The sequence below is a fragment of the Breoghania sp. genome (genome assembly GCF_963674635.1).
Lineage (GTDB): Bacteria > Pseudomonadota > Alphaproteobacteria > Rhizobiales > Stappiaceae > Breoghania.
This window is the reverse complement of record NZ_OY771475.1, coordinates 1,374,549-1,398,947: the sequence shown is the minus strand read 5'-3', so window position 1 is coordinate 1,398,947 and position 24,399 is coordinate 1,374,549. Positions and strand designations below refer to the sequence as shown.

Here is a 24,399-nt window from a genome sequence, read left to right as displayed (position 1 = left end):
CATGGACGAGACGCTTCATGAACTCGGAGAATACATCTCGCAGGTTCGCGGCGATGATGTTCTCGGCTTCGATGTCGCCTATAGCGAGCTGACAGTTCGCGCCACGGCGAATTCGATTGTCGAGACGCTCCGCTTTCTGCGCGATGATGTTCGTTGTCAGTTCATCAGTTTTGTGGACATCTGCGGCGTCGACTGGCCGAGCCGTCCGCAGCGTTTCGATATCGTCTATCACCTGTTGAGCCCGCGTCAGAACCTGCGCATCCGCGTCAAGGTGACGACCGATGAGGTTCGCGCCGTGCCCTCGGTTACGCCGATCTTTCCATGCGCGAACTGGTTCGAGCGCGAAGTCTACGACATGTACGGGGTCCTTTTCACGGGCCACCCGGACTTGCGCCGAATCCTGACCGACTACGGTTTCGACGGGCATCCGCAGCGCAAGGATTTCCCGCTCACGGGCTATGTCGAGGTTCGCTACGACGACGAGCTGAAGCGGGTCGTCTACGAGCCGGTCCGGCTCAAGCAGGAATTCCGCAATTTCGATTTTCTCTCGCCGTGGGAAGGGACGGACTACGTTCTGCCGGGCGACGAGAAGGCGAACGGGAACGGGGGCTAGGTCATGGCAGAGCGGCTTTCCGGGCATTGTCTTTGTGGTCAGCTGAACTTCTCAGCGGTGCCCGCGAACATGAACATGGGCGTGTGTCATTGCACCATGTGTCGCCGGTGGTCCGGCGGAACTTTCATGGCTGTGCAATGTACCGACGTGGAGATGTCCGGCGAGGATGCTCTGTCGGTCTATGATTCTTCGGAATGGGGGGAGCGCATCTTTTGCCGCCATTGCGGGTCCAACATCATGTGGCGTTCAAAAGATGGGTCGCATGTCGCTGTTTCCGCGCAGGCTTTTGATGCTCCGGACATGTTCTCCTTTGCCTCCGAAATCTTCTACGACCAGAAGCCGTCCAATTACGCGTTTGCGAACGACACGCAGAAAATGACGGCCGCCGAAGTCTTCGCGCTGTATGCAGACGATCAGGGAAGTGACAATGGCTGAGGCGCAGGTCCGCAACTTCAACATCAATTTCGGTCCTCAGCATCCGGCCGCGCATGGTGTTTTGCGCCTCGTGCTGGAGCTTGACGGCGAGTTGGTCACGCGTGTCGATCCGCATATCGGTCTGCTGCATCGCGGCACCGAGAAGTTGATCGAGCACAAGACCTACGTTCAGGCGGTGCCCTATTTCGACCGGCTCGACTATGTCGCGCCGATGAATCAGGAGCACGCCTTCGTCCTTGCGGTCGAGAAGCTGTTGCGGCTGGAAGTGCCCAAGCGCGGTCAGCTCATTCGTGTTCTCTTTTCAGAGATGGGGCGTCTGCTCAATCATCTCCTGAACGTCACCACGCAGGCCATGGATGTCGGCGCGCTGACGCCGCCGCTGTGGGGCTTCGAGCAGCGCGAAAAGATCATGGTCTTTTATGAGCGCGCGACAGGCGCTCGTATGCACACAGCCTACATGCGTCCCGGTGGCGTGCATCAGGATGTACCGCCGGCACTTCTCGATGATATCTGGGATTTCTGCGATCCCTTCCTCGATGCGCTGGCCGATATCGATGCCCTGATCACCCAGAACCGCATTTTCAAGCAGCGTAACGTCGATATTGGCGCTGTGACGCTGGAAGAATGCTGGAAACACGGCTTTTCAGGCGTGATGGTGCGCAGTGCGGGTGCGGCTTGGGATCTGCGCAAGAGCCAGCCCTACGAATGCTACGACGAGCTGGATTTCGATATCCCCGTCGGCAAGGCTGGCGATTGTTACGACCGTTATCTCATCCGCATGGAAGAGATGCGCCAGTCGATCCGCATCATGAAACAGTGTCTGGAGAAGCTGACCACCGAGCGCGGTCCGGTCTCTTCGCGCGACGGCAAGGTCGTGCCGCCCAAGCGTGGCGAGATGAAGCGTTCCATGGAAGGCCTCATCCATCACTTCAAGCTCTACACCGAAGGTTTCCACGTCCCCGAGGGCGAGGTTTATGCCTGTGTGGAGGCCCCCAAGGGCGAATTCGGCGTCTATCTCGTCTCGGATGGCACGAACAAGCCCTATCGCTGCAAGATCAAAGCCCCGGGCTTTGCACATCTGCAGGCGATGGATTTCATTTGCCAGGGCCACCAGCTCGCCGACGTCTCGGCGATTCTCGGCTCCGTGGATATCGTGTTTGGTGAGGTGGATCGCTAAAATGTCAGTTCGTCGCCTCCATTCCGAACAGCCTGCCGATTTCGCGCTGACGCAGGAAAATCTCGATTGGGCCAAAAAGCAGATCGAGCGTTACCCGGAAGGCCGTCAGGCCTCCGCCGTCATTCCGATCCTGTGGCGCGCCCAGGAGCAGCATGAGGGCTGGTTGCCGGAACCTGCGATCCGCTACGTCGCCGACCTGCTGTCCATGCCTTATATTCGCGTGCTGGAAGTCGCGACGTTCTACACCATGTTCCAGCTTGCGCCGGTGGGGAAGAAGGCGCACGTGCAGGTCTGCGGCACGACGCCGTGCATGCTGCGCGGTGCCGGTGACCTCATCAAGGTCTGCAAGAACAAGATTGCCGCCCACGCGCACGAGATGTCCGAGGACGGCAACTTCTCGTGGGAAGAAGTGGAGTGCCTCGGAGCCTGTTCCAATGCGCCGATGGTGCAGATTTGGAAGGACACCTACGAGGATCTGACGGCGGAAGATTTCGAGAAGCTTCTCGATGATATTGCCGAGGGCAAGGAAGTGACCCCCGGTCCGGCCAATGGCCGTCGTTTCGCTGCCCCCATCGAGGGCGCGACGACGCTGAGCGAGATCGAAGACGACACGGTAGGTGGCGACCCGCTTCCCCATGTCGTCGATGGCGCCGAGCCTGCTTCCAAGGTGTTCGCCGGAACGTCGATCAATGGTGGCGAGGCCGGTGTCCCGGTGACGGGCAAGGCGAAGAAGGCTCCGACGAAGAAGGCTCCGGCCAAGAAGGCGGCTGCGGAAAAGGCTGCGCCTGCAAAGAAGGCCGCGCCCGCTAAGGCTGCGCCTGCGAAAGCGGCGGCTAAGGCCGAAGCGTCGGTCGCCGAAGACGATGCGGGCAGGCCCGCGCTGCTGGACAAGGCGCGTAAGGGCGGAGCCGACGACTTGAAGAAGATCAAGGGTCTCGGGCCCAAGATCGAGGGTATCTTGAACGAGCTCGGCGTCTACCATTTCGACCAGATCGCCTCCTGGGGCGAGGCTGAGAAGGCTTGGGTGGACGGCAAGCTGAAGTTCCGCGGTCGGATCGACCGCGAGGGCTGGGTTGAACAGGCCAAGGCTCTGGCGTCTGGCGAGGAGACGGAATTCTCCAAGCGCGTCGAAGCCGGCGATGTGCCGACGAGCAAGGGGTGAGACGATGCTGAAGGATCAGGACCGCATCTTCACCAATATCTACGGCCTGCATGACTGGGGTCTGCAGGGCGCGATGAACCGTGGCCTGTGGGATGGCACCAAGGGCATCCTCGAAAAGGGGCGCGACTGGATCATCGAGCAGATGAAGGCCTCCGGCCTTCGCGGCCGCGGCGGCGCGGGCTTTCCGACGGGTCTGAAGTGGTCCTTCATGCCCAAGGAGCCCGGCGAGCGTCCGCATTATCTGGTCGTCAACGCCGACGAATCCGAGCCCGGCACCTGCAAGGACCGTGAGATCCTGCGCCATGACCCGCATCATCTGGTGGAAGGCTGCCTGATCGCCGGTTTCGCCATGGGCGCGCATGCGGCCTACATCTATGTGCGCGGCGAATTCATCCGCGAGCGCGAACGCCTGCAGGCGGCCATCGATCAGGCCTATGACGCCGGTCTGATCGGCAAGAACAACAAGAACGGCTGGGATTTCGATATCTACGTCCACCACGGGGCGGGCGCCTATATCTGCGGCGAGGAAACCGCGCTTCTGGAAAGCCTTGAGGGCAAGAAGGGCCAGCCGCGTCTGAAGCCGCCGTTCCCGGCCAATGTTGGGCTCTATGGTTGCCCGACCACGGTGAACAACGTGGAATCTATTGCTGTCGCTCCGACCATCCTGCGTCGCGGCGCGACATGGTTCTCCGGTCTCGGTAAGCCGAACAACACCGGCACCAAGCTTTTCGCCATTTCTGGCCACGTGGAGCGGCCTTGTGTGGTGGAAGAAGAAATGGGCATCCCGTTCCGCGAACTGGTGGAGCGCCATTGCGGCGGCATCCGCGGCGGTTGGGACAACCTCCTGGCGATCATTCCGGGAGGATCCTCGGTTCCTCTGCTTCCGGCCGCCGAATGCGATGACCTCGACATGGATTTCGACACGCTTCGCGCCAAGCAGTCGGGTCTCGGCACTGCTGCTGTGATCGTGCTCGACAAGTCGGCTGATGTGGTCGCCGCGATTGCGCGCATCTCCTACTTCTACAAGCACGAGAGTTGCGGCCAGTGTACGCCGTGCCGTGAAGGCACGGGCTGGATGTGGCGCGTCATGGAACGCATGGTGCGCGGCGAGGCGCAGAAGAGCGAAATCGACACCCTTCTCAACGTGACCAAACAGGTTGAAGGGCACACGATCTGTGCGCTTGGCGATGCGGCGGCCTGGCCCATTCAGGGTCTGATCCGCCATTTCCGCCCCGAGATCGAGCGTCGGATCGACGAATACACGCGTAATGCCCAGCCGGTGGAAACACCGCTGGTCGCTGCAGAGTAACAGGAACGGACGGAGCCGGAGAAAGTCGATGGCAAAACTCATCGTCGACGGAAAAGAGATTGAGGTCCCGCCCGAGTACACGCTGCTTCAGGCGTGCGAGGAGGCTGGTGCCGAGGTCCCGCGTTTCTGTTTCCACGATCGTCTGTCGATCGCGGGCAACTGCCGCATGTGCCTCGTGGAAGTGAAGGGTGGTCCGCCCAAGCCGACCGCCTCTTGCGCCATGTCTGTCCGCGACCTGCGCCCGGGCCCCAACGGGGAGCCGCCGGTGGTGGAGACGAAGTCGCCGATGGTCAAGAAGGCCCGCGAAGGGGTGATGGAATTCCTGCTGATCAACCATCCGCTCGATTGCCCGATCTGCGATCAGGGCGGCGAGTGCGATCTGCAGGATCAGGCCATGGCCTATGGCGTCGACGCCTCGCGCTTTTCGGAAAACAAGCGCGCGGTGGAGAACAAGAACCTCGGGCCGCTGGTCAAGACGATCATGACCCGCTGCATCCACTGCACACGCTGCGTCCGCTTCACCACTGAAATTGCAGGTGTTTCCGAGCTCGGTCTGATTGGCCGGGGTGAGGATGCGGAAATCACGACTTACCTGGAAGCCTCGCTGTCCTCCGAACTTCAGGGCAATGTCATCGACCTTTGCCCGGTCGGCGCGCTGACCTCCAAGCCCTATGCCTTCAAGGCCCGCCCCTGGGAGTTGATCAAGACGGAATCCATCGACGTGATGGACGCCGTGGGCTCCGCCATCCGGGTCGATACGCGTGGCCGTGAAGTCATGCGCATCATGCCGCGTCTCAACGAGGCGGTGAACGAGGAGTGGATCTCCGACAAGACCCGCTTCATCTTCGACGGGCTCAAGACTCAGCGCCTCGACCGGCCCTATGTGAAGGTCGACGGCAAGTTCAAGGCATCGGACTGGAACACTGCATTCGAGACCATCGCTGCCCGCGTGAAGGGTGTTGAGGGGTCTCGGATCGGCGCAATCGCCGGCGATCTGGCAAGCGTTGAGGAGATGTTCGCGCTGAAGCAGCTGCTCACGAGCCTTGGCTCCGCGAACATGGACTGCCGTCAGGACGGGGCGGCTCTCGACCCGGCTTTCGGACGTGCATCCTATATCTTCAACTCGACCATCGAAGGCATCGAGGATGCGGATGCGATCCTGATCGTGGGTTCCAATCCGCGCAAGGAAGCTCCGGTTCTCAACGCTCGTATCCGCAAGCGGTGGCGCCGCGGCGGCGTGAAGGTGGGCGTGATCGGTGACAAGGCCGATTTGACCTACGATTACGACTATCTGGGCGCAGGTCCTGCGACGCTTGCTGAACTCGTCTCCGGCGACAACGCCTTTGCCGAGGTGCTCTCCAAGGCCGAACGCCCGCTGATTATCCTCGGGCAGGGGGCATTGGCGCGCAAGGATGGCGCGGCTGTGCTTTCCAATGTCGCCAAGCTCGCCAAGGCCGTTGGCGCCCTGGGCGATGACTGGAACGGTTTCTCCGTGCTGCACACCGCGGCGTCGCGGGTTGGCGGCCTCGATATCGGCTTTGTGCCGGGTGAGGGCGGTCTGGGCACCGCGGACATCATGGCGGCAGCCGGCAAGGGCGATCTCGGCGTGGTGTTCCTGCTGGGCGCCGACGAGATCGATATGAAACAGTTCGGCGACGCCTTCGTGGTCTATATCGGCACCCACGGCGATGCGGGCGCGCACCGCGCCGACGTCATCCTGCCGGGGGCGGCCTACACGGAGAAATCCGGGCTTTACGTCAATACCGAAGGCCGGGTGCAGATGGCCATGCGTGCCGCATTCCCGCCGGGCGAGGCCCGCGAGGACTGGGCGATCCTGCGTGCCCTGTCGGCGCGCCTCGACAAGACGCTGGGCTTCGACAACCTTCCGGCCCTGCGCGCGCTGCTCTTTGCGGAAGTTCCGCACATGGCGGAGATCGACGGGATCGCGCCAGGCAAGGCAGGCGATGTGGGCAAGATCACGGCTGGCGGCAAGCGGCTGGGAACCGACCCCTTCATGTCGCCCGTCAGGGACTTCTATCTGACCAACCCGATTGCACGCGCTTCGGCCACCATGGCCGAGTGCTCGGCGCTTGCCGCCGAACGTGCGCTCGACGCGGCCGAATGAGGAACGGATACCGGGCATGATCGACTTCTGGAACACATACGGTTTCCCGTTCATCATCATGGTGGCACAGAGCCTTCTGCTGCTCGTCGTGCTCCTGGTGATCATCGCCTACATTCTCTATGCCGACCGCAAGATCTGGGCGGCGGTTCAGATCCGTCGTGGCCCGAACGTCGTGGGGCCTTGGGGCTTGTTCCAAAGCTTTGCGGATCTGCTGAAGTTCGTTTTGAAGGAGCCGGTCATTCCGGCGGGCGCCAACAAGGGCGTATTCCTTCTGGCGCCGCTTCTCTCCGTGACGCTGGCGCTTGCGACCTTCGCGGTCGTCCCGGTGGCAAATGGCTGGGTGATCGCCGACATCAATATCGGCATTCTCTACATTTTCGCCATTTCCTCGCTTGAGGTTTACGGCGTGATCATGGGTGGCTGGGCGTCGAATTCCAAATACGCCTTTCTCGGCTCGCTCCGCTCCGCGGCACAGATGGTTTCCTATGAGGTCTCCATCGGCTTCGTGATCGTGACCGTGCTGATGTGTGCAGGCACTTTGAACCTCACGGGTATCGTGGAAGCACAGCGCGATGGCGGACTGGCGACCATGCTGGGGGTTCCCTGGCTTTCGATCCTGAACTGGTACTGGCTGCCGCTCTTCCCGATGTTCGTGGTGTTCTTCATCTCGGCTTTGGCGGAGACAAACCGTCCGCCCTTCGATCTGCCGGAAGCGGAATCGGAGCTGGTTGCGGGTTTCATGGTCGAATACGGCTCCACCCCGTACATGATGTTCATGCTGGGTGAATATGCGGCGATCTCGCTGATGTGCTGCATGACGACCATCCTGTTCATGGGCGGCTGGCTGCCGCCGTTGGATATCGCCCCCTTCAACTGGGTGCCTGGTATCTTCTGGTTCCTGATCAAGGCGCTGCTTGTCTTCTTCATGTTCGCCATGGTGAAGGCAATGGTCCCGCGCTACCGCTATGACCAGCTGATGCGTCTTGGCTGGAAGGTCTTCCTGCCGTTGTCGCTGGCAATGGTGTTCATCGTAGCCCTGATCCTGATGGTGATGGGCTGGGCCCCGATGTGAGTGAAATGTGATGGTTTTGTCGCTTGCGGGTGTCGTCGGCGCTGCCATCGGGCTCTATCTGGGGTGGATCGACTACAAACTCATGGCCGGATACGTCCGGGCATGGGTGAGAAAGAGAAAACCGGGTCAGGCGGCGCCGTTCGCTGACTGGCTCGAACGCAACACGAACGCCGTGCTCGGTGTTCTGTTTGTGATCGCGATGCTGGGCTTCCCGGTCATCGGCTACCTGATGGGGACGACCCTCGTCGGTTGAGAAGCTGAACCGATGCTGCCGGCATCCGGCGCAAAGAGTGAGGAAAGGCGCGGACATGAGATTGGACCAGGCCGCGAAATCGCTGTTCTTGAAGGAATTCGTCTCGGCGTTCTTTCTGTCGATGCGTTACTTCTTCAAGCCGAAGCCGACGATCAACTACCCCTTTGAAAAGGGGCAGTTGAGCCCGCGCTTCCGTGGCGAACATGCGCTGCGCCGCTATCCCAGCGGCGAAGAGCGCTGCATCGCGTGCAAGCTGTGCGAGGCGATCTGCCCGGCGCAGGCCATCACCATCGAGGCCGGCCCCAAGCGCAATGACGGCACGCGGCGCACGACCCGCTATGACATCGACATGACCAAATGCATCTATTGCGGCTTCTGTCAGGAAGCCTGCCCGGTTGATGCCATCGTGGAAGGCCCGAACTTCGAGTTCGCGACCGAGACCCGCGAGGAGCTGTTTTATTCGAAGGAGCGACTGCTCGCGAATGGCGATCGCTGGGAACGCGAGATCGCGCGCAATATTGAAATGGATGCGCCCTACCGTTAGGGCAAGGCGGGCGGCCGACAAGGCCGGGAAGAGGCAAAGGTGGGAGCCCGAAAAGGGTAGGGTTCTCATCGGCAAACGAGACAAGGCCTACAGGGGCACACCGAGATGATCCTTCACGCATTCTTCTTCTACCTGTTTGCCGCGGTGACGGTGGCCTCGGCCTTGATGGTCATCTCGTCGCGCAACCCCGTGCATTCGGTGCTGTTCCTGATCCTGGCCTTCGTCAATTCCGCCGGGCTCTTCCTGATGCTGGGGGCGGAGTTCCTCGCGCTCATCCTGATCGTGGTCTATGTCGGCGCGGTCGCGGTGCTGTTCCTGTTCGTCGTGATGATGCTCGACGTGGATTTCGCCGAGCTGCGTCAGGGCTTCCTTCAGTACCTGCCGGTCGGTGCGCTGGTCGGGCTGGTTCTGCTGGTGGAACTTCTGGTGGTGCTGGGGGGCTGGCACATCTCTGCCGAGGTCGTCGCCAATCCCGCGAACCCCATTCCGGCACTTTCGGAGATGTCCAACACCGAGGCCATCGGCGCGGTGCTCTACACCAAGTACATCTTCTTCTTCCAGATTTCCGGCCTTGTGCTGCTGGTGGCCATGATCGGGGCCATCGTGCTCACGCTTCGGCACAAGTCCTTCGCCCGCCGCCAGAACATCGCGGAGCAGGTTGGACGCGATCCGAACACGGCCATCGAGGTCCGCAAGGTGGAGTCCGGCAAGGGCATCTGATGAATTCGACCGGCGGCCGGGGGCGCCGCTGAGGCAAAGTCAATGCGAACGGTGGTTCGGCCACCGCAAGGCGCGAATAGCAAAGAGGGACGGATCACCGTCAGGGCGAAGACAATGGAAATCGGACTGTCACATTATCTTTCCGTTGCAGCGATCCTGTTCACGCTCGGCGTGTTCGGCATCTTCCTGAACCGCAAGAACGTCATCATCATTCTGATGTCGGTCGAGCTGTTGCTGCTGGCCGTGAACATCAACCTGGTGGCCTTCTCCCACTATCTCGGCGATCTCGTCGGTCAGATCTTCGCGCTGCTGGTCCTCACGGTCGCAGCCGCCGAAGCGGCCATCGGTCTCGCCATTCTCGTCGTCTTCTTCCGCAACCGCGGCTCGATCGCGGTTGAGGACATCAACCTGATGAAAGGCTAACGCGGCATGTACTCGGCAATCGTCCTGCTGCCGCTCCTGGGCTTCCTGGTTGCGGGCATCTTCGGTCGCAAGATCGGCGCACAGGCGTCGGAATACATCACGACCGGCCTTCTGATCGTCTCTGCGCTGCTGTCCTGGATCGCGTTCTTCTCCGTGGGCTATGGCGGCGGAGAAACCGAGATCATTCCCATCGCGAGTTGGATTTCCTCCGGCACGCTCGATGTGCAATGGGCGCTTCGCATCGACACGCTTACCGTCGTGATGCTGGTGGTGGTCAACACGGTCTCCGCGCTGGTGCACGTCTATTCCATCGGCTACATGCACCACGATCCGCACCGCCCGCGGTTCTTCGCCTATCTGTCGTTCTTCACCTTCACGATGCTGATGCTGGTGACCTCCGACAATCTGGTTCAGATGTTCTTCGGTTGGGAAGGCGTGGGGCTTGCGTCCTACCTGCTGATCGGTTTCTGGAACCAGAAGCCCTCCGCCAATGCCGCGGCAATGAAGGCCTTCGTGGTCAACCGCGTCGGCGACTTCGGGTTCCTGATGGGGATCTTCGGTATCTATTATCTCTTTGATACCGTGAACCTCGGCACCATCTTCGCCAATGCACAGGGCTTTGTTGAGAGCGGTGCAGAAGGTGCAGCGCCTGTGTTGACGTTCCTTGGCGCGCCCTATGAAGCCTCGTCGGCCATGACGGTGGTGTGCCTGCTGCTCTTCATGGGCGCGATGGGCAAGTCCGCGCAGTTCCTGCTGCACACCTGGCTGCCGGACGCGATGGAGGGCCCGACGCCGGTCTCCGCACTCATCCATGCCGCCACCATGGTCACCGCCGGTGTCTTCATGGTCGCGCGCCTGTCGCCGCTGTTCGAGCTCTCCCACACCGCGCTCACCGTGGTCACGCTGGTCGGTGGAACGACGGCCTTCTTCGCGGCGACGATCGGGCTGGTGCAGAACGACATCAAGCGCGTCATCGCCTATTCGACCTGTTCGCAGCTCGGCTACATGTTCGTGGCACTGGGCGTCGGTGCGTATGGGGCGGGCGTCTTCCACCTGTTCACCCACGCCTTCTTCAAGGCGCTTCTGTTCCTCGGTGCCGGCTCCGTCATTCACGCGGTTTCGGATGAGCAGGACATGCGCAAGATGGGTGGCCTCAGGAAGCACATTCCGCTCACCTACTGGATGATGATCATTGGGACGCTGGCGCTGACCGGCTTCCCGCTGACGGCGGGCTATTTCTCCAAGGATGCGATCATCGAATCCGCCTTTGTGGGCGATAATCCCTTTGCTGAATACGCCTTCTGGATGACGGTTGTGGCGGCTTTGTTCACGTCCTTCTACTCCTGGCGTCTGATCTTCATGACCTTCCACGGCAAGCCCCGCGCCTCCGTCGATGTGATGAAGCACGTGCATGAATCGCCTCCGGTCATGACGGTGCCGCTCGCTGTCCTCGGGCTTGGCGCGCTTGGGGCGGGTCTGATCTTCGCCGGCGGCTTCATCGGCCACGGATATGAGGAATTCTGGAAGACGGCGCTCTTCACCTCTTCGGAAAACAACGTTCTTGAAGAAATGCACCATGTCCCTCTCTGGGTGAAGGCATCGCCCTTCGTGATGATGGTGCTTGGTGCGGTGGTCGCCTGGTACTTCTACATCAAGGCGCCGGATGCGCCGAAGCGTCTGGCCGCGCGCCATGATGGGCTCTACAAGTTCCTGCTCAACAAGTGGTACTTCGACGAGCTTTATGACTTCCTGTTCGTGCGCCCGGCCATGAAACTCGGTCGGATCCTGTGGAAGCGGGGCGATGGGGATGTCATCGATGGCTGCGGTCCTGACGGGATCGCCAGCATGGTTCAGGTCGTGACCGCCCGCGTGACCCGCCTGCAGACCGGCTACATCTATCACTATGCCTTCGCAATGCTGATCGGCGTTGCAGCACTTGTTACCTGGACCATGTTTGCGGGCGGGGGAGCTCACTGATGAACGACTGGCCGCTGCTTACAATCGTCACGGTGCTGCCGCTCGTGGGCGCCCTGTTCGTCCTGGTCGTGCAGGGCGATGACGACAATGCCAAGAAAAACATGCGCATGGTCGCGCTGCTGACGACCGGCTTCACCTTCCTCGTCTCTCTGTTCATCTGGGCGGGCTTCGATCCGTCGAACCCCGGCTTCCAGATGATCGACAGTGTGGAATGGCTGGACGGCGCCATCGGCTACAAGATGGGCGTGGACGGCATCTCGATGCTGTTCGTCATTCTCACCACCTTCCTGATGCCCTTCTGCATCCTTGCCAGCTGGAACTCTGTCCAGAAGCGGGTGAAGGAATACCTGATCGCCTTCCTCGTGCTGGAAGCCCTGATGATCGGCGTCTTCTGTGCGCTTGATCTGCTGGTCTTCTACATCTTCTTCGAGGCCGGTCTGATCCCGATGTTCCTGATCATCGGTGTGTGGGGTGGACAGCGCCGTGTCTATGCGAGCTTCAAGTTCTTCCTATACACGCTGACCGGCTCGCTGCTGATGCTGATTGCCGTCATGGCGATGTACTGGGATGCCCAGACGACCGATATCCAGGTCCTGCTGGATCATTCCTTCTCGGCCAACATGCAGTTCTGGCTGTGGATCGCCTTCTTCGCCTCCTTCGCGGTGAAGATGCCGATGTGGCCGGTGCACACGTGGTTGCCGGACGCGCACGTGGAAGCGCCGACAGCGGGCTCGGTCATTCTGGCGGGCATCTTGCTGAAAATGGGCGGCTACGGCTTCCTGCGTTTCTCTCTGCCCATGTTCCCGGTTGCGTCCGCCGATTTCGCGCCATTCGTCTACACGCTTTCGGTTGTCGCCATCATCTACACCTCGCTGGTTGCGCTGGCGCAGGAAGACATGAAGAAACTGATCGCCTATTCCTCCGTCGCCCATATGGGCTACGTGACCATGGGCATCTTCACCATGACGGCGCAGGGTGTGCAGGGCGGCATCTTCCAGATGCTCTCGCACGGCATCGTCTCCGCCGCGCTCTTCCTCTGTGTGGGCGTCATCTACGACCGGATGCATACCCGCGATATCGCCGCCTATGGCGGGCTGGTGAACCGTATGCCCTGGTATGCGATGGCCTTCATGGTTTTCACCATGGCGAATGTCGGCCTGCCGGGCACCTCGGGCTTTGTCGGCGAATTCCTGACCCTCATGGGGGCCTTCCAGGCGAATACCTGGGTGGCGTTCTGTGCCGCAACGGGTGTCATCCTGTCGGCTGTCTACGCCCTCTACCTCTATCGCCGGGTTGTCTTCGGTGCGCTCGACAAGGAAAGCCTGAAGACGATCCTCGATCTGTCAATGCGGGAGAAGGTCATTCTGGTGCCCTTGATCGTGCTGACGATCCTCTTCGGCGTCTACCCGGCCCCGATCCTCGACGTGACGGCCGCTTCGGTCGACAATCTGATCACCAACTATCACGCAGCGCTTGAAGTGGCCCATAAGACCGCCGCGCTCGCCGTGGTGCAGTAGAGCAGAACCGCGATGCAGCCTGAGCTCATTCTCATGCCCGATCTGATGCCGGCGCTGCCGGAAATCTTTCTTGCCGCCGGTGCACTGGTGCTGTTGATGATTGGCGCCTTCGGCGGCGAGCGGTCCACCCCGGTCGTTACCGGCATGTCGGCGGCGCTGATCGCGCTCACCGCGATCTTCGTCATCGCCATTCCCGCGGATGGCCAGAGTTTCGGCGGGGCCTTCGTTCAGGACGCCTTTGCGCAGTACCTTAAGGTTCTCGCGCTGATCGGCTCCGGTCTGGCAATCGCCATGTCGGTCGCCTACGGGCGGGCGGAACGCTTCGAGCGGTTTGAATATCCGGTCCTCATCGTGCTCGGCACGCTCGGCATGATGCTGCTGATTTCTGCAACAGATCTCATCGCGGTCTATCTCGGCCTCGAACTCATGAGCTTGTCGCTCTATGTGGTCGCGGCAATCAACAGGGATTCCGTGCGCTCCACCGAAGCGGGCCTGAAGTACTTTGTCCTCGGAGCGTTGTCCTCGGGCATGCTGCTCTATGGCATGTCTCTGGTCTACGGCTTCACCGGTCAGACGGGTTTCGCAGCGATCGCCGAGACGCTTGCTGCCAATGGCAGTTCACTTGGCCTGACCTTTGGTCTCGTCTTCATGCTGGCCGGTATGGTCTTCAAGATCTCCGCCGTTCCCTTCCACATGTGGACGCCGGACGTCTATGAGGGTGCGCCGACGCCCGTCACCGCCTATTTCGCGGCTGCTCCGAAGGTTGCAGCCATGGCGATGATCACGCGTGTGGTGATCACCAGCTTCGAGCCGGTTGCGGCGGAGTGGCAGCAGGTGCTGGCCTTCGTTTCCATCGCCTCCATGGTGCTGGGTGCGTTCGCCGCCATCGGTCAGACCAATATCAAGCGTCTGATGGCCTATTCCTCCATCGGTCACATGGGCTATGCGCTTGTCGGTCTCGTGGCGGGCAGCCAGTCGGGTGTCAGCGGCGTGATCGTTTACATGTCAGTCTATCTGGCCATGACGCTGGGCACCTTTGCCTGCATTCTTGCCATGCGCCGCAAGGAAGGCATGGTGGAAGACATCGCGGACCTTTCCGGCCTGTCGCGCACCAATCCGCTCATGGCGTTCCTGCTGGCAGCTCTGATGTTCTCACTCGCCGGTATTCCGCCGCTTGCCGGTTTCTTCGGAAAGTTCTTCGTCTTCCGTGCTGCGGTCGAGGCGGAATTCTACGCGCTGGCCGTGATCGGTGTGCTCGCGAGTGCGGTGAGCGCCTTCTATTACCTGCGGATCGTCAAGGTCATGTATTTCGACGAACCCGTCACCGGCTTCGTGCCGATGCCGAGCGAACTGAAGGTCATTCTGGGTGCTTCGGGGATCTTCGTGATCTTCTTCGTCCTCTTCGCCGGGCCGCTTGGCGGGGCTGCTGACGTTGCCGCTCAGGCGTTCTTCTAGGTCGTGACGACGAGGGACGGGATAGGCCGGGAACAAGCAATTGGCACCGCGCCGGGATACCGGCGGGTGCATGAGGATACGGTCGGATCGACGAATGCCGAGGCCCTGCGGGCCGCGCGCGAGGGCGATGCCGGGTGCCTCTGGATCACGGCCGCGACGCAGAGTGCCGGTCGTGGCCGCCGCGGTCGCACATGGGTCTCCGAACGCGGCAATCTTTATGCCTCTCTTTTGCTGATTGAGCCTTGCGAGCCGGCACACCTTGGGGAATTGCCCATGGTGTGTTGTGTGGCGCTGGCGGAAGCCGTGGAAGCAGTCACGGGCCGGTACGGTTGGGTCTCGCTCAAATGGCCGAACGATCTGCTGATCGAAGGCGCGAAGGTCTCCGGAATTCTCCTTGAATCGGAGCAAATGGTCGACGGGAAAGTGGCGGTTGCCGCCGGTTTCGGGATCAATTGCAATCACCACCCTGCAGATGCGCCTTATGCTACGACGGACCTGGCCGCGCTCGGTTATCGTGTTGCCTCGAGCGATCTTTTTGTCCATCTCGCCGGTGCGATGGCGCGCTGTCTGGAGCTTTGGGCAGGCGGCAAACGCTTCGATGAAATCCGGTCTGCATGGTTGAAGCGTTGCGTCGGGATCGGCGCTCCGGTAACAGTGCGGCTTCCGGACCGCGAAATTGACGGCGTTTTCGCCTCGCTCGATGCGCAGGGCCGCCTACTTCTGGAGACATCCTCTGGAACCATGACGATTTCCGCCGGCGACGTGTTCTTTCCAACCGCGCACGGCCGGAACAAGGAGAAGACATGACCGATAATGCCGAACTTGTATTCTGTCCTCTGGGCGGGGTCGGCGAAATCGGCATGAACATGGGGCTTTACGGCTTCGGTCCTGCCAATGAACGAACATGGCTGATGGTCGATTGCGGCGTCAGCTTTGCCGGGCCGGATCTGCCCGGCGTCGATCTGATCATGCCGGATATCCGCTTCATCGAAGCGGAGCGCAAGAACCTCGCCGGCATCATCATCACCCACGCCCACGAAGACCATTACGGCGCGCTGATGGACTTGTGGCCGCGCCTTGAAGTCCCGGTCTACTGCACACCCTTCACGGCGGGGCTGTTGAAGGCGAAGGTTTATGGCCACGGCGGCGTCGATGTGCCAGTGACCGTTGTTGAGCAGGGCGAACGCATCCAGGTCGGACCTTTCGACGTCGAATTGATCGCCATGTCCCATTCGATCCCGGAGCCGACCGCGCTGGCGATCCGCACAGAATTTGGCACCGTTCTTCATTCCGGCGACTGGAAGATCGATCCGGAGCCGGGAGTGGGCAGGCCCATCGACGTCAAGCGTCTGCGCGAGATCGGCGATGAGGGGGTTCTGGCGCTCATCAGCGATTCAACCAACGCCACGCGCGAGGGGGTGAGCCCCAGCGAGGCGGATGTGGCGCGCTCGCTCACGGAGATCATTTCCAAGGCCAAGCACCGTGTGGCGGTGACAACCTTTGCGTCCAATGTTGCGCGATTGCGGGGCGTGGCGCTGGCCGCAGAAGCCTGCGACCGCGACGTGGTGGTGATCGGTCGGGCGATGAAGCGTACCCTCGATGTGGCCGCCGAGCTTGGTTACATGGACGGGATCAAGCCGTTCCTCGACGAAGAAGCTTATGGCTATCTGCCGCGCGACAAGGTACTGGCGCTTTGCACAGGGTCGCAAGGCGAGGCACGCGCAGCTCTTGCCCGCATCGCCAGCGACGATCACCGCTCCATCACGCTCAATTCGGGCGATATGGTGATCTTCTCCTCACGCACCATTCCCGGCAACGAGCGCGAAGTGAACCGCATCATCAATGCGCTCGTTTCCGATGGCATCAACGTGATGACCGACAGGGACGGTCTGGTCCATGTCTCCGGCCATCCACGCCTTGGCGAGATGGAACAGCTTTACGACATGATCCGACCGATGATCGCGTTGCCCGTTCACGGCGAGGCGATGCATCTGGAGGCTCATGCGCGCTTCGCCCGAAGGCAGGGGGTGAAGACGGTCATAACCGCCTATAACGGCACGATGGTGCGCCTTGCACCCGGCAAGGCGGAAGCCATCGATGAAGTGCCCGTCGGCCAGATCCTCAAGGATGGCGGAATGCTTGTGGAGCCGGAGTTCTCCGGCGTGGTGGAACGGCGCCGCCTGAGCTTTGGCGGTGTCGTTGTCGGCAGCATCGTTCTCAATTCCTCTGGAGAGATCGTCGCGGATACGGATGTGGTCGTGATCGGCGTCCCGGAGGTCGATGAAGATGGCGATGATTTCGAGGAAATCGTTATCGATGCCATCGAAGGCGCGATCGAGAGCATTCCGCGCAAGCGCCGCCGCGACCCGGAACTGGTGCGCGAGGCCGCCCGCCGTGCCGCGCGCTCCGCCGTTGTGCAGCGGTGGGGCAAGAAGCCGGTATGCAAGATCCTCGTAAGCGTCGTATGACTGTGTATGGCCCGGGAGACCGGATAGGTTCGTCCGGCAGGTGACAAACCCGGGGGCCTAGCAGGGGGAATACATGATTGGACGCCTGAACCATGTCGCCATCGCCGTGAAGGATCTCGAAGCGGCGACGGCCACCTATCGCGATACGCTGGGGGCGAAGGTCTCGCAGGCCACCGCCCAGCCTGACCACGGTGTGACGGTTGTCTTCATCGAGCTGCCCAACACCAAGATCGAGCTTCTGGAGCCGCTCGGTGAAGGGTCGCCGATTGCGAAGTTTCTTGAAAAGAACCCGGCGGGCGGCATCCACCATATCTGCTATGAGGTGGATGACATCATCGCAGCCCGTGACGAACTCTTGCGGAAGGGCGCGCGGGTTCTGGGTGACGGCGAGCCGAAGATCGGTGCGCACGGAAAACCGGTCCTGTTCCTTCATCCCAAGGATTTCCTCGGTACGCTGACCGAGCTGGAACAGGTCTGAACGTCAAGACGGTCGGGGAGGGCCTCTTATGGGATTCGTGACCTGGCTCGCGATCTATTTCATCATCTGGTGGGTGACGCTCTTCGCAGTGTTGCCATTCGGCGTACGCAGCCAGGAAGAGGCCGGCATCGAGATCGAGCCGGGCTCCATGCCCGGCGCGCCCGCACGGCCCCTCATGCTGCGCAAGGTCATCGCCACCACAATCGTGGCAGCCGTCGTGACGGCGATCGTCTACTGGGTCATTACCCAATCTGGACTGACCTTCGACGATCTGCCCATGCCGAGCACTCTCAGGAAGGGCTCCTACAGCTAGACGCCAAGGTCCGGCGCGGGTTCATGCCCGTGCCGCGTTTGACCGCCTATCCTTTCCTCTCGATACGAGGTTTCGTGAGGGGGCGCGCTTTGCTTACGGCACATTTGCCCGCGGGCTATTGCCTTTCAAGGCTGGCGGGAAAGCCGCATCGGGCAAGTCGGGGCCTTTTGGCAACCGTGCTGATCTGCTCGGTGCTGCCGGATTTCGATCTGATCTGGTTTCACTTCGTCGATAACGGCAAGCTCCACCATCATCGCTATTGGGTGCATGTCCCGTTTTTCTGGGCATGTCTGGGGATGCTGGTGATCCCTCTCGTATGGCGAACGCGATTTCGGCTCTACGCGGTTCTTGGACTGGCCGCGGTCTTTCTGCATCTCGCGCTCGATACGATCGCCGGGGGCATCATGTGGCGCGCGCCGATGGATGCGACGCTCTACCGGCTCATCGAGATCCCGCCGACCTACGGTCATTTCATGATTTCCTTTCTGCTACACTGGAGCTTCCTGCTGGAAATCGCCGTCTGGTTATCCGCTGTCGCACTGTTCTTGAGGGCGAGGCGAGGGGCGCGGGAGTTCGTTCCTGCCGACGCTTGAGATATGGGTGGTTGAGCGTACAAAAGACACTTTGAAGCAACGGCTTGGCTTCAAGAGATAAAGTTGCCTCTAATCTGGGCAAAATGGTGAGATGTGCGCCTATTCGGGAGCGAACAGGAGCCGGAAACAGGATGGGGCGGGACTTGCGGGCCTTTTGCGCTGGCTAATAAGTCAACCAATGTGATGTAGTCTGGAAGTAAAAAAATAAGCAAGACCGAAGCCTTGCTTATTTGAAGTTCCGCGTCCAAAAACTCCCGTGCATGGAAAGCCGTGATTATTATCGGTTTCCAGCGGCTGCAACCTCCGGGTCTTTCGATCCTTATGGTGCGCCAGAGAGCTCTTCCTCCCAAGACTCAGACCGCGATGCCTCGTTGTGGACTTTCCCTTAGGTGGGCGTCCTCGTTATTTAAGTACGATACCGTAGTGTCGCATCTCTGTCATCTATTTGTGCGGCATGTGCATACAATTTGTGCATCAAATCGGTTGTCCGTTTTTAAGGCGACAATATGACCCTATGGCCGGTAGCTCCGCGCACGGCAGCAGCGTCGAGAAACCGGTTCGCTTTGCGCGTTGTGGGGCTTGTTTTTTGCGCGTCGTTGCGGTTTGACTGCTCGCCAAATTACCCTCGCAGTTTGCCATGCAAGGCTGCCCGCAAGACAGGCCCGTAAGACCCGTTTCTAGCGGCGCCTCGAACCGAAGAGCTCCACGATGCGCCTTTCAAGCTATTTCCTGCCCATTCTCAAGGAAGCCCCCCGCGAGGCGGAGATTGTTTCTCACCGTCTGATGCTGCGCGCTGGCATGGTTCGCCAGCAATCGGCGGGCATCTATTCGTGGCTGCCGCTCGGCTACCGGGTTCTGCGCAAGATCGAACAGATCGTGCGTGAAGAACAGGATCGTGCGGGGGCGGTCGAGGTGCTGATGCCGACGATCCAGTCCGCCGATCTGTGGCGCGAGAGCGGGCGCTATGACGCCTATGGCGCGGAGATGCTGCGCATTCAGGATCGTCACGAGCGCGAAATGCTCTACGGTCCCACGAACGAGGAAATGATCACCGACATCTTCCGTTCCTATGTGCGCTCCTACAAGGATCTGCCGCTCAACCTCTACCACATGCAGTGGAAGTTCCGCGACGAGCGTCGCCCCCGTTTCGGTGTGATGCGCGGTCGCGAATTCCTGATGAAGGATGCCTATTCCTTCGATACCGACAAGGAAGCGGCCCGCCACGCCTATAACCGCATGTTCGTGGCCTATCTGCGTACCTATGATCGCCTCGGCCTGAAGGCGATCCCGATGCGCGCCGACACCGGCCCCATTGGCGGTGACATGAGCCACGAGTTCATCATTCTGGCCTCCACGGGCGAAAGCCAGGTCTTCTGCCACAAGGACGTGCTGGAGCTTCCTGTGCCCGGTGCCGACACGGACTTCTCGCAGGATCTTACGCCTATCGTGGATGAGTGGACCCGCGCCTATGCGGCGACGGACGAGATGCATGATGAGGCGGCCTTTGCTGAGATCCCGGAGGAAAGCCAGGTCTCCGCGCGCGGTATTGAAGTTGGCCACATCTTCTATTTCGGCACGAAGTATTCCGAGCCGATGGGGGCCAAGGTCGCGATGGCCGACGGCAGCGAGCAGCCGGTCCACATGGGCTCCTACGGCATCGGCGTTTCGCGTCTGGTGGGGGGCATCATTGAGGCCTGCCACGACGAGAACGGTATCGTGTGGCCGGAATCGGTTGCGCCCTTCCATGTCGGCCTCATCAATCTGAAGGCTGGTGATGCGGCAACCGATGCGGCCTGCAACGATATCTACGAGAAGCTGAACAATGCAGGCGTCGACGTGCTCTATGATGACACTGACGGTCGTGCGGGCGCGAAATTCGCCACCATGGACCTGATCGGCCTTCCCTGGCAGTTCATCGTCGGCCCGCGAGGCCTTGCCAATGGCGAGGTCGAACTGAAGTGCCGCAAGACGGGCGAACGCGAGACCTTGAGCGTTGAGGCCGCCCTTGCGCGTCTGACGGCTGGCAAGAACTGACCGCAGCGCCTTGGAAAGGGCGACGCATGCGGGAGAGTATGTGTAGCCCCATTGCAGCCACCGTCCTAAACCGGTCAACTTGATGCTGCACAAGTGATTCCCTTCGGGCACCAGTCCGAGGGGATCGGGCATGCGCATTCGTGTTTGCACAATGGATGCCGACAGGTCCGGCAAATGTGTGTCGGGGAAGACGGGAGCAGGGTATGAGTGCGGCGAGCGAGCCGACAGGGACGCGACCTTTCGCGGCCTTTGAATGGATGCTGGCGGGGCGCTATTTGCGGGCCCGGCGGCGCGAGACGTTCATTTCGATCATTGCCGGCTTTTCCTTCGTGGGCATCATGCTCGGCGTTGCCACGCTGATCATCGTGATGGCCGTGATGAACGGCTTTCGCGGCGAACTGATCTCGAAGATCCTTGGCATCAATGGCCACCTTCTGGTGCAGCCTGTCGACGGGGTCCTCGATGATTATGACGCCGTCGCTTCGCGCCTTGAGGGCGTCAAGGGCGTGCGGTTTGCGATGCCGTTTGTGGAAGGCCAGGGGCTGGTCTCCGGCCCCGCGGGCGCGTTCGGTGCGCTGGTGCGCGGCGTCACCAAGCGCGATCTGGACCATCTCCCCCTTGTCTCCGGCAAACTGGTCGCAGGAAGCCTCGACAATTTCGATGAGTCCGGTGGCATCGCCATCGGATCGCGCATGGCCCGCTCGCTGGGTGTTGTTGTTGGAGATACGGTGACCCTGGTGAGCCCGCGTGGGTCGGTCACGCCCATGGGCGTCACCCCGCGCATCAAGGGCTACAAGTTGGTCGCCATCTTCGAAATCGGCATGTCCGAATATGATGGCACCATAGCGTTCCTGCCGTTCCCCGAAGCCCAGCTCTATTTCAACATGGACGGACAGGCGACCGCCATCGACGTATTCGCGGACGATCCCGACGCGGTCGGCGACATCAAGCCGTTGGTCGAAGAGGGAGCGGGGCGTCCGGTCTTCGTCACCGACTGGCGACAGCGCAATACCACCTTCTTCTCTGCGCTTGAGGTGGAGCGGAATGTCATGTTCCTGATCCTGACGCTGATCGTGCTGGTTGCGGCGCTCAATATCGTTTCCGGGCTGACCATGCTGGTGAAGGAAAAAAGCCACGACATCGCCATCCTGCGCACCATGGGCGCAACACGCGGGTCGGTCCTGCGCGTGTTCATGATCACAGGTGCGAGCATCGGAACCATCGGCACCTTCGCCGGGTTCCTTCTGGGATGGATCGTGTGCCTGAATATCGAGAGCATTCGCCAGTTCATCTCGTGGCTGACGCGTACCGAACTGTTCTCGCCTGAACTCTATTTCCTGTCGCGCATGCCCGCGGACATGAACGCAGGCGAGACGACATCCGTCGTGTTGATGGCGCTGGCCTTGTCGTTCTTTGCCACGCTCTATCCCGCCTGGCGTGCAGCCCGGCTCGATCCCGTGGAGGCTTTGCGCTACGAATGAGCCAGACACAAGAGACCTATCGCCAGCCCGAAGATACGAACGGTTCGGCCGCTGTCCCCGCTCTTGCACTTGTTGGCGTGGAGCGTCGCTATCAGGAGAGCAATCGCTCTCTCGATATCCTGACGGGCGCCAATCTGGAGCTGCGCGCTGGCGAGACCGTTGCACTCGTCGCCCCCTCTGGGGCAGGCAAGTCCACGCTGCTTCATATAGCCGGGCTCCTGGACCGACCCGATGGCGGTGAGATCTATGTGGGCGGACAGGCCTGCGGCAAGCTTTCCGATGATGCGCGAACGCGCATCCGCCGTCTGGAAATCGGTTTCGTCTACCAGTTTCACCATCTGCTTCCGGAATTCACCGCGCTGGAAAATATCGCCATGCCGCAAATGGTGCGCGGTCTGACGAAGCAGGAAGCCAACGCCCGCGCCATGCAGCTTCTCAAATACATGAAGCTGGAAGCCCGCGCCGCGCATCGCCCCTCGGAGCTTTCCGGCGGCGAGCAGCAGCGCGTCGCGATCGCGCGCGCGGTCGCCAACGCACCGCGGGTCCTGCTGGCCGACGAACCGACCGGCAATCTCGATCCCGAAACGGCTGCCTATGTGTTCGAGGCGCTTTCCGGGCTTGTGCGCGCCAGCGGCGTTGCGGCGCTTTTCGCCACCCACAATCTCGACCTCGCCGCCAAGATGGACCGGCGCATCACCCTGTCCAAGGGGCAGGTGGTGGAGATGTAGATAGCCTCTTCGGCGGCCTTTTCCATCTCGCCAATCGGTTTTCCGCAATCGGGGGCCGGTGGCCCTGCTCACCGATACGTGTCCTGATCGCCTCTTTACGCGGTATCGTTATCGCCCCATTTTGCAGTGCAGCATATTGAATGGCGCGCGGCGCGCGCCTGCTGCACTGTTGAGGACGGGACGATGGCGAAAAAAGAGCGGGCGGAACATATCGGGCTCGTACTTCAAGGCGGCGGGGCGCTCGGGGCCTATCAGGCCGGCGCCTATATGGAACTGATGGGGGAGGGCTGGTCGCCGGATTGGGTGGCCGGTATCTCCATCGGGGCGATCAATGCGGCGCTTATCGCGGGTAATCCGCCCGAAAGACGCGCGGAGCGGTTGACGGAGTTCTGGCACCGGCTTTCCGGCAACCTGATTGCGACCGCGCCGCAGGGAACCGACTTCCGGTCCTGGTTCAACGAGATCAGCGCGGCCCTCACGGCGACATTTGGTTTGACCGGTTTTTTCTCGCCCCGGTTCCTGTCGCCCTTCCTTGCGCCGCGCGGCTCGGAAAACGCGATTTCCTTTTACGACACAAGTCCCTTGCGCAAGACCCTGCTGGAGCTGGTGGACTTTGACCTCCTGAATTCCGGTGCCGTGCGCCTCAGCGTGGGCGCGGTCAACGTGACGAGCGGGAACTTCGTCTATTTCGATACCGACCGGATGCGGGTCGGCGTGGAGCACATCATGGCGAGCGGCGCCTTGCCACCCGGCTTCCCGCCTGTCGAGATCGAGGGGGAACTCTATTGGGATGGCGGTCTCGTCTCCAACACCCCGTTGCAATATGTGCTCGAACAGTCGAGCCCCCACGAGGACATGGTGCTATTCCAGATCGACCTTTTTGATGCACGCGGAGAAGTGCCTCAAACGCTGTTTGACGTGGAGCATCGGATCAAGGACATCCGCTTTTCCTCGCGTACCCGTCTGAATACGGACCGCTTCCGCGAGATGCAGCGCATCCGCCGTGCCGCAAACCGCCTTTACAGCAAGCTTCCTGACGATCTGAAGAATGATCGCGATGCAAAGTTCCTGGAGGAAGTGGGCTGCGATTCCGACGTGACCATCGTCCATCTGATCCACCGCCTGTCCCCCTACACCAAACAGTCAAAGGACTACGAGTTCTCCCGCGCCTCCATTGAGGAGCACTGGCAATCGGGCCAGCATGATGTGGCCCGTACGCTACGCCATCCCGATTGGGTCGGCCGTGGTCGTCCCAAGGACGGTATCGCGGTCTACGATCTGGCGCGCGACTGATCGTAGCTATTGAGCATTTATGCGGGCGCACGGGATCTCCGGCAAGGCACTCCGGCGATGGTCTGTTTCAGCCGTTTTGTGTGGAATCCCAGAGCCTTGACGCGAGTCCGCAGCGGAGGTGGTGGTGCATCGGGTTTTAATCCCTGATTAACCTACACATTTTTCCGAAATTGCAGCGGCCAATAAAATCTTGCAGACGGAACAAAGATAGAACAAAATAAGATCAAAC

The 24,399-nt window shown here is 60.9% G+C and carries 23 protein-coding genes; all 23 read left to right on the top strand.

The features are described from left to right. The first annotated feature begins 1 nt into the window (after position 1). The 23 genes from ABGM93_RS06300 (at position 2) to ABGM93_RS06190 (ending at position 24,170) form a co-directional block, all read left to right on the top strand. The gene (locus ABGM93_RS06300; RefSeq protein ID WP_321504417.1) at positions 2-613 is read left to right on the top strand and encodes an NADH-quinone oxidoreductase subunit C; all 612 of its coding nucleotides are present in this window, start codon (positions 2-4) and stop codon (positions 611-613) included. Between the two features lie 3 nt (positions 614-616). Further along, complete coding sequence (locus ABGM93_RS06295) at positions 617-1,048, top strand: GFA family protein (RefSeq protein ID WP_321504415.1); 432 nt, start codon at positions 617-619, stop codon at positions 1,046-1,048. Then, the gene (locus ABGM93_RS06290; protein ID WP_321504413.1) at positions 1,041-2,225 is read left to right on the top strand and encodes an NADH-quinone oxidoreductase subunit D; all 1,185 of its coding nucleotides are present in this window, start codon (positions 1,041-1,043) and stop codon (positions 2,223-2,225) included. The genes ABGM93_RS06295 and ABGM93_RS06290 overlap by 8 nt, the downstream gene beginning before the upstream one ends. Before the next feature lies 1 nt (position 2,226). Then, positions 2,227-3,387, top strand: coding sequence for an NADH-quinone oxidoreductase subunit NuoE (gene nuoE / locus ABGM93_RS06285; protein ID WP_321504411.1), 1,161 nt, complete (start codon positions 2,227-2,229; stop codon positions 3,385-3,387). Positions 3,388-3,391: 4 nt separating this feature from the next. Beyond that, positions 3,392-4,696, top strand: coding sequence for an NADH-quinone oxidoreductase subunit NuoF (gene nuoF / locus ABGM93_RS06280; RefSeq protein WP_319774012.1), 1,305 nt, complete (start codon positions 3,392-3,394; stop codon positions 4,694-4,696). 28 nt (positions 4,697-4,724) lie between these two features. Beyond that, entirely contained in the window at positions 4,725-6,821 is a 2,097-nt protein-coding gene (gene nuoG, locus ABGM93_RS06275) for an NADH-quinone oxidoreductase subunit NuoG (RefSeq protein WP_321504406.1), read from the top strand. A 16-nt stretch (positions 6,822-6,837) separates the two neighbouring features. Further along, on the top strand, positions 6,838-7,893 hold the full coding sequence (gene nuoH, locus ABGM93_RS06270) for an NADH-quinone oxidoreductase subunit NuoH (protein WP_319774010.1): 1,056 nt from the start codon (positions 6,838-6,840) through the stop codon (positions 7,891-7,893). A gap of 10 nt (positions 7,894-7,903) precedes the next feature. Continuing rightward, the gene (locus ABGM93_RS06265; RefSeq protein ID WP_319774009.1) at positions 7,904-8,146 is read left to right on the top strand and encodes a hypothetical protein; all 243 of its coding nucleotides are present in this window, start codon (positions 7,904-7,906) and stop codon (positions 8,144-8,146) included. A gap of 55 nt (positions 8,147-8,201) precedes the next feature. Continuing rightward, complete coding sequence (gene nuoI, locus ABGM93_RS06260) at positions 8,202-8,690, top strand: NADH-quinone oxidoreductase subunit NuoI (RefSeq protein WP_319774008.1); 489 nt, start codon at positions 8,202-8,204, stop codon at positions 8,688-8,690. A gap of 105 nt (positions 8,691-8,795) precedes the next feature. Beyond that, the gene (locus ABGM93_RS06255) at positions 8,796-9,410 is read left to right on the top strand and encodes an NADH-quinone oxidoreductase subunit J (RefSeq protein WP_319774007.1); all 615 of its coding nucleotides are present in this window, start codon (positions 8,796-8,798) and stop codon (positions 9,408-9,410) included. A gap of 114 nt (positions 9,411-9,524) precedes the next feature. Continuing rightward, complete coding sequence (nuoK, locus tag ABGM93_RS06250) at positions 9,525-9,833, top strand: NADH-quinone oxidoreductase subunit NuoK (protein WP_319774006.1); 309 nt, start codon at positions 9,525-9,527, stop codon at positions 9,831-9,833. Positions 9,834-9,839: 6 nt separating this feature from the next. After that, positions 9,840-11,810: an NADH-quinone oxidoreductase subunit L gene (gene nuoL, locus ABGM93_RS06245; RefSeq protein WP_321504403.1), complete on the top strand. Its 1,971-nt coding sequence runs from the start codon at positions 9,840-9,842 to the stop codon at positions 11,808-11,810. After that, complete coding sequence (locus tag ABGM93_RS06240) at positions 11,810-13,327, top strand: NADH-quinone oxidoreductase subunit M (RefSeq protein WP_321504401.1); 1,518 nt, start codon at positions 11,810-11,812, stop codon at positions 13,325-13,327. Before nuoL ends, ABGM93_RS06240 begins: the two co-directional genes overlap by 1 nt. Positions 13,328-13,339: 12 nt before the next feature. Beyond that, a complete protein-coding gene (gene nuoN / locus ABGM93_RS06235; RefSeq protein WP_319774003.1) occupies positions 13,340-14,782 on the top strand; it encodes an NADH-quinone oxidoreductase subunit NuoN in 1,443 nt (480 codons plus the stop codon). Between the two features lie 66 nt (positions 14,783-14,848). Continuing rightward, positions 14,849-15,589, top strand: coding sequence for a biotin--[acetyl-CoA-carboxylase] ligase (locus tag ABGM93_RS06230; protein ID WP_321504399.1), 741 nt, complete (start codon positions 14,849-14,851; stop codon positions 15,587-15,589). Then, the gene (locus tag ABGM93_RS06225) at positions 15,586-17,250 is read left to right on the top strand and encodes a ribonuclease J (protein WP_321504397.1); all 1,665 of its coding nucleotides are present in this window, start codon (positions 15,586-15,588) and stop codon (positions 17,248-17,250) included. Before ABGM93_RS06230 ends, ABGM93_RS06225 begins: the two co-directional genes overlap by 4 nt. 73 nt (positions 17,251-17,323) lie before the next feature. After that, positions 17,324-17,728: a methylmalonyl-CoA epimerase gene (mce, locus tag ABGM93_RS06220; RefSeq protein ID WP_321504393.1), complete on the top strand. Its 405-nt coding sequence runs from the start codon at positions 17,324-17,326 to the stop codon at positions 17,726-17,728. 28 nt (positions 17,729-17,756) lie between these two features. Beyond that, positions 17,757-18,041: a DUF1467 family protein gene (locus ABGM93_RS06215; RefSeq protein ID WP_321504391.1), complete on the top strand. Its 285-nt coding sequence runs from the start codon at positions 17,757-17,759 to the stop codon at positions 18,039-18,041. An 89-nt stretch (positions 18,042-18,130) separates the two neighbouring features. Continuing rightward, positions 18,131-18,634 carry a metal-dependent hydrolase gene (locus ABGM93_RS06210; protein ID WP_321504389.1) on the top strand — a complete coding sequence of 168 codons (504 nt, stop codon included), beginning with the start codon at positions 18,131-18,133 and terminating at the stop codon, positions 18,632-18,634. Positions 18,635-19,342: 708 nt separating this feature from the next. Beyond that, positions 19,343-20,668, top strand: a complete 1,326-nt coding sequence (gene proS / locus ABGM93_RS06205; RefSeq protein ID WP_321504387.1) for a proline--tRNA ligase — start codon at positions 19,343-19,345, stop codon at positions 20,666-20,668. A gap of 203 nt (positions 20,669-20,871) precedes the next feature. After that, positions 20,872-22,149: a lipoprotein-releasing ABC transporter permease subunit gene (locus ABGM93_RS06200; RefSeq protein ID WP_321336440.1), complete on the top strand. Its 1,278-nt coding sequence runs from the start codon at positions 20,872-20,874 to the stop codon at positions 22,147-22,149. Continuing rightward, positions 22,146-22,877: an ABC transporter ATP-binding protein gene (locus tag ABGM93_RS06195; protein ID WP_321504381.1), complete on the top strand. Its 732-nt coding sequence runs from the start codon at positions 22,146-22,148 to the stop codon at positions 22,875-22,877. Before ABGM93_RS06200 ends, ABGM93_RS06195 begins: the two co-directional genes overlap by 4 nt. 183 nt (positions 22,878-23,060) lie before the next feature. After that, the gene (locus ABGM93_RS06190) at positions 23,061-24,170 is read left to right on the top strand and encodes a patatin-like phospholipase family protein (RefSeq protein ID WP_321504379.1); all 1,110 of its coding nucleotides are present in this window, start codon (positions 23,061-23,063) and stop codon (positions 24,168-24,170) included. The last annotated feature ends 229 nt before the right edge of the window (positions 24,171-24,399 follow it).